The following is a 9,562-nucleotide window of genomic DNA, read 5'->3' as shown; positions in this document are numbered from 1 at the left end:
GTCCCACTAATCGACCGCGTACCCCCAGTGGGACCGGCTTTAGCCGGGAAGGCGTCGGCAGTCGCGCTGCAGAGTTTATGGTGTTCATACTGGCCTCTGACCGGCTGAAGCCGGTCCCACTAAAAACCAGTCAGTCTCTGGGCCTAAGCGCCGCCACCGCTTCGATCTCGATCAGCATGCCGTCCAGCGCCAGGCGAGGGACGGGGATGAGTGTGCATACCGGCTTCATAGTGCCAGCCCATACGAGATCAGCCTGCTCGACCCATAGACGCAACCGCTCTTCCGAGTGATCAACCATCAGCAGCGTCAGTTCGAAGATATAGTGCCGGCTTAATCGCTGGAGTCCCTCTGCACTTTCTGGTCTAGTAGCGATCCGATCATCCCGAGTCGACCGTCGTCGATTCCGTCATCCATTCGCTGCAACTGCCGCCCTAGCAAAGGTCCCGCCGATGTCTGCCCAACGTTTCAAGCACGCCCTCTCCTGCCTGTCCCTGCTGGCCTGTCTGACCTCCACTGCTGCCTTTGCCCACGCCCATCTGGAAAGCCAGCAACCCGCTGCCGACAGCGAAGTGAGCGCGCCAAAAGAGTTGCGCCTGACTTTCTCCGAAGGCGTCGAAGATAAATTCACCAAGGTGGTGATCAGCCTGGACGCGCCCGACACGCCGACGGAAATCATCCAGACGCGCACTGTCGAAACCGATCCCAACAACCAGAAAGTCCTGATCGTGACCCCGGCCGTGCCGATGGTCCCGGGCAAATACAAGGTGGAATGGCACGCCGTATCGGTGGACACCCACAAGAGCGAAGGCACCTACCGCTTTCAGGTGACGCCATAACCTCATGCACGAAGGACTGATCCTGTGCCGCCTCATCCACTTTGGCGCAGTGCTGTTGCTGTTCGGGGTCGGCGCGTTCCGCAGCCTGTTGTTTGCCCGGCACCTGCAACCTTTTGAAGCCAGCCCGGCAGCAACTCGCCTGAGTCGGCTGACCGGCTGGCTTGCCGCCATTGCCCTCGCGAGCGCGGTGGCCTGGCTGATGCTGACGGCTGCTTATCTGAGCAGCGACTGGAGCAGCGCAATCGACCCCTCCACCGTCGGGCTGGTGCTGGGCAATACCTGGTTCGGTCACGTGTGGGTCGTTCATCTGCTGCTGAACGCGCTGGTTGTCATCCTCAATCGCCGGGTGAGACCGAGCGCGCTGCTGGCCCTCAACACCCTGTTGCTGATCACACTGGCGCCGGTGGGTCACGGCGCGATGTTCGACGGGCTGAAAGGCCAGCTGTTGATCCTCAACCAGATGCTGCACCTGCTCGGCGTCGGCACCTGGCTCGGCGGCTTGCTGATGCTGGCCCTGCTGCTGAGGGCTGATCAGGGTGTCGAACTCGCAACCGTGTTGCGGCGTTTCAGCGGCATCGGCTACGGGCTGGTGGCGCTCATCATTGCTACGGGCCTGATCAACGTTCGTGCACTCAGCGGCGGGTTCTGGCCTGAGCCGGCCTTTGCCGGGTTCGGCCTGGTACTGGCCGTCAAGGTCGTGATGGTCCTGGGCATGCTGGTGCTGGCCGCGCTGAACCGGCAATTGGCCCGAGCGGCTGATTTGCCGATGGCGCGCCTGAGGCTGAGCGTATTGCTGGAAGGCCTGTTTGGCGCGGGTGCGCTGGCGGCGGTGTCGTTGCTCGGCACCTTGCCGCCGATGCTGGGCTGATCGAACAGACTGACATGAAGGCAAAAGTTTGAGCGCAAGACTCGGAGTGTCGCCTTCCATCACAGCAGCTAACGTACAGGCCAGTGAACCGTCAGAGAGCCGCCCAATGAGCCGCCAACCGAGCAATCAGTCCTCCGAAAGCGTCGAGCTCGATCCGCGCTGGAACGCCGTGGTGTCCCGGGATGCCAGCGCCGACGGGCTGTTCGTCTACGGCGTACGCACCACCGGCGTCTACTGCCGCCCCGGCAGCAGCGCACGCTTGCCACGCCCGGAAAACGTGGTGTTCTTTCACACTGCCGCCGAGGCCGAAGCCGCCGGGTTTCGCCCGAGCAAACGTGCCGCCGCCGAGCGCACCGGTCTGGCTGAGCAGCATGCCGCCGTGGTCGCCGGGGCGTGCCGACTTATCGCCGAAGCGGAATGGCTGCCGACCCTCGCCGAACTGGCCGCCCACGCGTCCATGAGCCCGTGGCATTTTCACCGCGTCTTCAAAGCCGTTACCGGCCTCACGCCCAAGGGCTACGCCAACGCCCACCGCGCCGACAAGGTGCGCAGCAAACTGACCGGCAGCGGGCGCATCACCGACGCCCTGTACGACGCTGGTTTCAATTCCAACAGCCGCTTTTACGAAGCCAGCGCAGGATTGCTGGGCATGCGCCCCACCGACTACCGCAAGGGCGGCGTCGCGCTAGAGATTCGTTTTGCCGTCGGCGAGTGCTTTCTCGGCGCGATTCTGGTGGCTCAGAGTGCGCGCGGCGTGTGCGCCATTCTGCTGGGCGATGACCCGAACCGATTGGTGCAAGACCTGCAGGACCAGTTTCACAGCGCCACGCTGATCGGCGGCGATGCCGACTTCGAGCAGCTGATGGCGGAGGTGGTGGGGTTTATCGAGGCGCCGAAGCTGGGCCTGAACCTGCCGCTGGATTTGCAGGGCACGGCGTTTCAGCAGCGGGTCTGGCAGGCCCTGGCGCAGATCCCGCCGGGCACCACCGCGAGCTACGCGCAAATCGCCCAGCGTATCGGCGCGCCGACCGCCAGTCGCGCGGTCGCCTTGGCCTGCGCGGCGAATCACATCGCCGTGGCGATTCCCTGTCACCGCGTGGTGCGCAGCGATGGCGCGTTGTCGGGTTATCGCTGGGGTGTCGAGCGCAAACGTGCGCTTCTTGATCGCGAGGGTCGAGCAGCGGAGCAAGCATCCGGTCCGGCAGCGAACGTCGCAAAGACCCGCTAGAAGCTTCCCGGCTAAAGCCGGTCCTACAAAAGAAGTCAGGCATACAAAAGAAGTCAGACATACAAAAGAAGCCGGCCCTACAAAAAGCCGCGAAGCATGCAAACGCCGGTAACAGCTTCGCGCTTGAGAAACCCTGACAGCGGCGTAAGGTCGCTGCACCGGATCTCACAAGGAGCATGGACGTGCCTTCGACTCTTCAAGCAGCGATAACCGACACCGCCCCCTCATTCTGGTTGATCGCCGACCAGCTCAACGCACGCAACGAAACCGAACGGCTGGACTACATCCGCTCGGGCTTCCCGCCCGGCTGGGTCAAGGTGCTGCGCAATGCATTCCGGTTGAGCAACAGCCAGTTGGAAGCCTTGCTGGCCACCTCGGTCTCCACCCTGGAACGCCGCCAGCGTCAGCAACGGCCGCTGGACATCGTCGGCTCCGAGCGCCTCGACCGGGTTGCCGCCCTCGCCACCCACGCCGCCGAGCTCTTCGAAGACCAGAACACCGCCCGCCGCTGGATGGTGGCCTCCAACCGCGCACTCAACGGGCAAACGCCCATCGCCCTGTGCGAAACCGAAATCGGCGCGCGCCAGGCACGCCGGGTGCTCAGCGCCTTGCAGCATGGCGGGGTCGTCTAATGCGGGCCTGGAAAATCAGCAAGGACAGTGCCGCGAACGATCTGTCGGGCACGGGCGCCGCGCAGTTCGGCGGGCGCTGGAATCATGCCGACCAGCCGGCGGTCTACCTGGCGCTGAGCGCGTCAGGCTGCGCGCTGGACACGCTGATTCAATGCGCGAGCCTGCCGCAGCCAGGTTTCCAGCTCGTTCACTTGCAGTTGCCGGATGACCCCGGGCTGTATTGGCAGCCTGCTCTCGCCCAACTGCCGCCCGGCTGGGACGTCACGCCGGCGGATCGACCCAGCATGGATTTCGGCACTGCCTGGCTGGAGCGGCGCGAGCAACTCGGGTTGATCGTGCCGTCGGCGACCATCACCCACACGCGCAACCTGCTGCTCAATCCCCGTCACCCTGCCATGGCGCAGGTCAGGGTGCTCGACGTGCGCCCCTTCACCTGCGGCTGATCAGCGCCGGGTATCGACCACGATGCGCCCGCGTATCTGCCCGTCCATGAGCAGGTGCGCGGTTTCAACCACTTCACTGAAGCCGATCTCCCGGCTGATCAACAGCAACAGCGACACATCGAGATCCCGGGCCAGACGCGCCCAGGCGTCGATGCGGTCCTGGCGCGGGCGCATGACGCTGTCGATACCGGCCAGGGTCACGCCGCGCAGAATGAACGGCGCGACCGACGCCGGAAAGTCCATGCCCTGGGCCAGACCGCAGGTGGCGACCGTGCCCCAATACCGAGTGCTGGCGCAAATGTTGGCCAGGGTGTGACTGCCCACCGAATCGATCGCCCCGGCCCAGCGCTCTTTCGCCAATGGCCTGCCCGGTTCGGCCAGCGTGGCACGATCGATGATTTCCGCTGCGCCGAGGGACGTCAGGTAGTCGCTCTCGCCCAAGCGGCCGGTGGAGGCCACAACGCGGTAGCCGAGCTTCGCCAGCAGTGCGATGGCGAAGCTGCCGACACCGCCATTGGCCCCAGTCACCAGCACATCACCCTTGTCCGGGGTCACGCCGTTTTTCTCCAGCGCCATGATCGCGAGCATTGCGGTGTAGCCCGCCGTGCCGATGGCCATAGCCTGCGCCGGCGTGAATGCGCTCGGCAGCGGTATCAGCCATTTGCCCTGCAACCGCGCCCTCTGCGCCAGCCCGCCCCAGTGCCCTTCGCCGACGCCCCAGCCATTGAGCAGCACTTGATCGCCGGGTTTGAAGTCCGGGTCGCTGCTGTCCTCGACCGTGCCGGCCAGATCCACGCCGGGCACCATCGGAAACTGCCGCACGATCGGGCCTTTGCCGGTGATCGCCAGGCCGTCCTTGTAATTCAATGTGCTGTGGCTGACGCGAACAGTGACGTCGCCTTCGGGCAACTGACTGTCATCGATGTCTGTCACCTCGGCTCGGTAGCCGTGGTTGTCTTTGTTGATCAGGATGCCTTTAAACATTGCCCTTCTCCTATTTAGACCGCTCGTCTATAACCAGACCTGAAAACATCAGCGCGGCAATCCGCGCAGAAATCCGATGATGAAGGTATTGAGCGGCTGCTCGTTCTGCACCAGTCGAGCCCGCAGCACGGCACCCTCCCAGCCGATCCAGAAATACGCCGCCAGCTCTGAGCAGTCGGTGCGTGACGGCAGTTCGCCCGCAGCGATCGCCGCCTTGAAGCACACCGTCAGGCGCACCTGCCAGTCGAGGAAAACTTTTTCCAGCGCCTCACGAAAGCCCGCTGGCAGGACGCTCACCTCTTGGCCCATGTTGCCCACCAGGCAGCCGCGCCGAAAATCGTGGCGGGCGATGTTGACCTTCGATTCCTGAACGAACCCGGCCAGCCGTTCCAGCGGCGACAGCGTTTCATCCAGCAGCCAGCGATCCAGGCGCCGGGCGAAGTAGCTGGCGTAGCTGTCGAGCACCGCGAGGCCGAACACCTCTTTGCTGGCGAAGTAGTGATAGAAGGAGCCTTTGGGCACGCCGACGCGTTTAAGGATGCCGTCGATGCCCGTGGCCATGAAGCCCTGTTCGGTCAGTATCTCCACGCCGCAGCGGATCAGCGCCTCGCGGGTGTCGAAGTCATCGGGGCGTGCCACTTTGGGTGGGCGGCCGGGGCGTCGGGGTTTTGCAATGATATCGTTCATGGGGTTGCATATTAGACCGAGCGTCTATTAAATCAACCGCATCTTTGCTCTTGCTCTTTTCGCTTTGGAGACTCTGCCAATGATCGCCTGGCCCGATACCCGCCTGCTCAAACTGCTGGACATCGAACTGCCCATCCTGCAAGCGCCCATGGCCGGGGCGTCCGGGTCGGCGATGGCCGTCGCGGTCGGCAAAGCCGGTGGCCTGCCCTCGCTGCCCTGCGCCATGCTGACCCGGGCGCAGATTCGCGAAGAAGTGGCGCGGATCCGCGCGGGCACCCATGCGCCGCTGAACCTGAATTTTTTCTGCCACCAGAATCCTCTGCCCGATACACAGGCCGACGCCGACTGGAAAGACCTGCTCAAGCCCTACTACAACGAACTGGGCGCCGACTTCGATGCCCCCACTCCCACATCCAATCGCGCGCCCTTTGATGAGGCGGCCTGCGCCTTGATCGAAGAGCTGAAGCCGGAAGTGGTCAGCTTCCATTTCGGTCTGCCCGAGGCTGCACTGCTGGCGCGGGTAAAGGCCACCGGTGCGAAGGTGCTTTCTTCCGCGACCACTGTGGAAGAAGCTGTGTGGCTCGAAGCGCGGGGTTGCGATGCGATCATCGCCATGGGCTACGAGGCTGGCGGCCATCGCGGCATGTTCCTCAGCGATCAATTGCACACCCAGGTCGGCACAATGGCGCTGGTGCCGCAGATCGTCGATGCGGTGACGGTGCCGGTCATCGCCGCCGGCGGCATTGCCGACAGTCGCGGGATCGCCGCCGTGTTCATGCTCGGCGCGTCAGCGGTTCAGCTCGGCACGGCCTACCTGTTCACCCCTGAAGCCAAGACGTCGGCGCTGCATCAGGCGGCACTGAGCCGTGCCCAGGACAGCCAGACGGCTATCACCAACATCTTCACCGGTCGCCCGGCCCGGGGCATCGTCAATCGCATCATGGGTGAGATCGGGCCCATGGCCGCTGCCGCGCCGGCCTTCCCCACCGCGGGCGGCGCATTGATGCCCCTGCGCAGCAAGGCTGAACCCCGGGGCGACGACGGTTTCATGAATCTCTGGGCAGGTCAGGCAGTGGGCATCAAGCACTCGCTGTCCGCAGAAGAGCTCACCCGGACCCTGGCCATCGGCGCCCTTGAGCGGCTGGCCGGGCGTTAAGCCGGTGATTTAAAACCGCCGATTTAAAACAGGAGCGAGGCAAGATCCGGCTTCCGCGCAGAGAGGAGTCGCTATATATTTCGCTGCATAGCGTTGGGCCGGCGTCCGGTTGGCGCTTTTCCTTATTCCGTTCGCTAGCCCGGAGCCCTTCCATGCGCGCAGTTTCAAATCGCTTCACCCTCACTTCGCTGGTTATCGCCTGTGCCGCGCTGTCGTCGGGCACAGCGTTCGCCGATGAGGTCCAGGTGGCCGTCGCCGCCAATTTCACCGCGCCGATCCAGGCCATCGCAAAGGACTTCGAAAAAGAAACCGGCCATAAAGTCGTGGCCTCGTTCGGCGCAACGGGCCAGTTCTACACCCAGATTAAAAATGGCGCGCCGTTCGAAGTGTTCCTCGCCGCCGATGACACCACCCCGGCCAAACTGGAGAGCGAAAACGAGACGGTGAAAGGCTCGCGCTTTACGTACGCGGTGGGCACTTTGGCGCTGTGGTCGGCCAAAGACGGCTATGTCGACGACAAGGGCCAGGTGCTCAAGGACGGCAAATTCGAACACCTGTCCATCGCCAACCCGAAAGCCGCCCCCTACGGCCTCGCCGCCACCCAGACCCTGGAGAAACTGGGCCTGACCGACGCGACCAAAAGCGAGATCGTCGAAGGCCAGAGCATCGCCCAGGCCTATCAATTCGTGCAGACCGGCAACGCGGAACTGGGTTTCGTCGCCCTCTCCCAGGTGTTCAAGGACGGCAAGCTGACCGGTGGTTCGGCGTGGATCGTGCCCGCCAACCTGCATGAGCCGATCAAGCAGGACGCGGTGATCCTCAACAAGGGCAAAGACAACGCCGCCGCCAAGGCGCTGATGGATTACCTCAAAGGCCCGAAAGCTGCGGCGATCATCAAATCCTACGGGTATCAGCTGTAAATGCTGCTGGGCAGTGCCGACCTTGCGGCCATATGCCTGACGCTGAAACTGGCGTCCCTGACCACCGTGATTCTGCTGATCGTCGGCACGCCCATCGCGCTGTGGCTGTCGCGCACCCGCTCATGGCTCAAAGGCCCGATCGGCGCGGTGGTGGCGCTGCCTCTCGTGCTGCCGCCCACGGTGATCGGCTTTTATCTGTTGCTGTTGCTCGGGCCGAATGGCGCGATCGGGCAGCTGACCCAGAGCCTGGGGCTCGGCACGCTGACCTTCAGTTTCACCGGGCTGGTGATCGGCTCGGTGCTGTATTCCCTGCCGTTCGTGGTGCAGCCCTTGCAGAACGCCTTCGTTGCCATCGGCCCACGCCCCCTTGAAGTGGCGGCTACGTTGCGAGCAGGCCCCTGGGACACGTTCTTCTCCGTGATCCTGCCGCTGGCGCGCCCTGGTTTCATCACCGGGGCGATTCTGGGGTTCGCCCACACCGTGGGTGAGTTCGGCGTGGTACTGATGATCGGCGGCAATATCCCGGAGAGAACCCGGGTCGTGTCCACGCAAATCTACAACCATGTCGAAGCCATGGAATACGCCCAGGCCCATTGGCTGGCAGGGGCGATGCTGGTCTTCTCCTTTGTCGTGCTGCTGGCGCTGTACTCCAGCGGCAAGGCCCGGTCGGCGTGGAGCGGCGCATGAGTTCGACGATTGATGTTCGATTGAAGCTGGCGTTTGCCGGGTTCGCCCTGGACGTCGACCTCAACCTGCCCGGTCGCGGCGTCTCGGCGCTGTATGGCCATTCCGGTTCCGGCAAAACCACCTGCCTGCGTTGCATGGCGGGGCTGGAAAAGGCGGCCGACGGCTATATCCGCGTCAACGGCGAGGTCTGGCAGGACAGCGCCAACAACGTCTTTCTGCCCCCACACAAACGCTCCCTGGGATACGTGTTCCAGGAAGCGAGCCTGTTTCCGCACCTCGACGTCGAGGGCAATCTGCGCTTTGGCCTCAAGCGCATTCCCGAGCGCGACAGGCGTATCACGTTGCAGCAGGCGACCTCGCTGCTGGGCATCGATCATTTGCTCAGCCGCACCCCCGACAAACTGTCGGGCGGTGAACGTCAGCGGGTCGGGATCGCCCGCGCGTTGCTGACCAGCCCGCGCCTGCTGTTGATGGACGAACCCCTGGCGGCGTTGGACGCGCAGCGCAAAAGCGAAATCCTGCCCTACCTCGAACGCCTCCACGACGAGCTGGATATTCCGTTGATTTACGTGAGCCACGCCCAGGATGAAGTCGCGCGACTGGCCGACCATATTGTCCTGCTCAGCGACGGCAAAGCGCTGGCCAGCGGCCCTATCGGCGAAACACTGGCGCGGCTGGATCTGCCGCTGGCGATGGGCGATGACGCCGGCGTGGTAATCGAAGGCAGCGTGCTGGCCTACGACGCTGCCTATCAACTCATCACCGTCCAGCTGCCACGCAGCGAACTGAGTATTCGCGTCGCCCATTCCGCCTTGCTGCCCGGCAAGCCGCTGCGCCTCAAAGTGCAGGCACGGGACGTGAGCCTGAGCCTGCAACCCGACGCTCAAAGCAGCATCCTCAATCGCCTGCCGGTCACGGTCATCGAAGAGATCGCCGCTGACAACACTGCCCACGTGCTGGTCCGCGTTGATGCTGGCGGCTCGCCACTGTTGGCGCGGATCACCCGCTACTCCAGGGATCAGCTGCAGCTGGCACCCGGGCAGACGCTCTGGGCGCAGATCAAATCAGTCGCGCTGCTGGCGTAGGCGAGCAATCACCCGTCCGATTCATCAGGTATGCAA

General features: G+C 63.8%; 11 protein-coding genes and 1 pseudogene. 9 read left to right on the top strand and 3 right to left on the bottom strand.

Features of this window, described 5'->3' with window-relative positions:
* Window positions 1-130: 130 nt before the first annotated feature.
* Window positions 131-319 (bottom strand): annotated as a pseudogene (locus BMY98_RS00370) (RidA family protein); the annotation flags it as partial.
* Window positions 320-449: 130 nt separating this feature from the next.
* On the opposite strand from BMY98_RS00370, the gene copC reads away from it, so the two are divergent.
* The 5 genes from copC to BMY98_RS00345 all read left to right on the top strand — a co-directional run bounded on the left by copC (window position 450) and on the right by BMY98_RS00345 (window position 4,007).
* A complete protein-coding gene (gene copC, locus BMY98_RS00365; RefSeq protein ID WP_074883151.1) occupies window positions 450-836 on the top strand; it encodes a copper homeostasis periplasmic binding protein CopC in 387 nt (128 codons plus the stop codon).
* A gap of 4 nt (window positions 837-840) precedes the next feature.
* Entirely contained in the window at window positions 841-1,704 is an 864-nt protein-coding gene (copD, locus tag BMY98_RS00360; protein ID WP_074883149.1) for a copper homeostasis membrane protein CopD, read from the top strand.
* A gap of 106 nt (window positions 1,705-1,810) precedes the next feature.
* Window positions 1,811-2,932: a bifunctional DNA-binding transcriptional regulator/O6-methylguanine-DNA methyltransferase Ada gene (gene ada, locus BMY98_RS00355; protein ID WP_074883146.1), complete on the top strand. Its 1,122-nt coding sequence runs from the start codon at window positions 1,811-1,813 to the stop codon at window positions 2,930-2,932.
* A 182-nt stretch (window positions 2,933-3,114) separates the two neighbouring features.
* Complete coding sequence (parS, locus tag BMY98_RS00350; protein WP_245759995.1) at window positions 3,115-3,564, top strand: type II RES/Xre toxin-antitoxin system antitoxin; 450 nt, start codon at window positions 3,115-3,117, stop codon at window positions 3,562-3,564.
* Window positions 3,564-4,007 carry an RES family NAD+ phosphorylase gene (locus BMY98_RS00345; protein WP_074883142.1) on the top strand — a complete coding sequence of 148 codons (444 nt, stop codon included), beginning with the start codon at window positions 3,564-3,566 and terminating at the stop codon, window positions 4,005-4,007. The genes parS and BMY98_RS00345 overlap by 1 nt, the downstream gene beginning before the upstream one ends.
* Here BMY98_RS00345 and acuI read toward each other — a convergent pair whose 3' ends face one another.
* Complete coding sequence (gene acuI / locus BMY98_RS00340) at window positions 4,008-4,991, bottom strand: acrylyl-CoA reductase (NADPH) (protein ID WP_074883139.1); 984 nt, start codon at window positions 4,989-4,991, stop codon at window positions 4,008-4,010.
* 48 nt (window positions 4,992-5,039) lie between these two features.
* Window positions 5,040-5,678: an acrylate utilization transcriptional regulator AcuR gene (gene acuR, locus BMY98_RS00335; RefSeq protein WP_074883136.1), complete on the bottom strand. Its 639-nt coding sequence runs from the start codon at window positions 5,676-5,678 to the stop codon at window positions 5,040-5,042.
* Between the two features lie 79 nt (window positions 5,679-5,757).
* Here acuR and BMY98_RS00330 point away from each other — a divergent pair, with 79 nt between their 5' ends.
* The 4 genes from BMY98_RS00330 to modC all read left to right on the top strand — a co-directional run bounded on the left by BMY98_RS00330 (window position 5,758) and on the right by modC (window position 9,526).
* Window positions 5,758-6,834 (top strand): NAD(P)H-dependent flavin oxidoreductase, encoded by a 1,077-nt coding sequence (locus BMY98_RS00330; RefSeq protein WP_074883133.1) that lies wholly within the window; start codon window positions 5,758-5,760, stop codon window positions 6,832-6,834.
* Window positions 6,835-6,986: 152 nt separating this feature from the next.
* Window positions 6,987-7,754, top strand: coding sequence for a molybdate ABC transporter substrate-binding protein (modA, locus tag BMY98_RS00325; RefSeq protein ID WP_074883132.1), 768 nt, complete (start codon window positions 6,987-6,989; stop codon window positions 7,752-7,754).
* Window positions 7,755-8,441, top strand: a complete 687-nt coding sequence (gene modB, locus BMY98_RS00320) for a molybdate ABC transporter permease subunit (RefSeq protein ID WP_074883129.1) — start codon at window positions 7,755-7,757, stop codon at window positions 8,439-8,441. It abuts the gene before it with no gap.
* Window positions 8,438-9,526 (top strand): molybdenum ABC transporter ATP-binding protein, encoded by a 1,089-nt coding sequence (modC, locus tag BMY98_RS00315; RefSeq protein WP_074883126.1) that lies wholly within the window; start codon window positions 8,438-8,440, stop codon window positions 9,524-9,526. Before modB ends, modC begins: the two co-directional genes overlap by 4 nt.
* The last annotated feature ends 36 nt before the right edge of the window (window positions 9,527-9,562 follow it).

The organism is Pseudomonas graminis (assembly GCF_900111735.1).
Taxonomy (GTDB): domain Bacteria; phylum Pseudomonadota; class Gammaproteobacteria; order Pseudomonadales; family Pseudomonadaceae; genus Aquipseudomonas; species Aquipseudomonas graminis.
The sequence above is the reverse complement of the archived record's forward strand: the minus strand, read 5'-3'. Positions and strand labels throughout refer to the sequence as shown.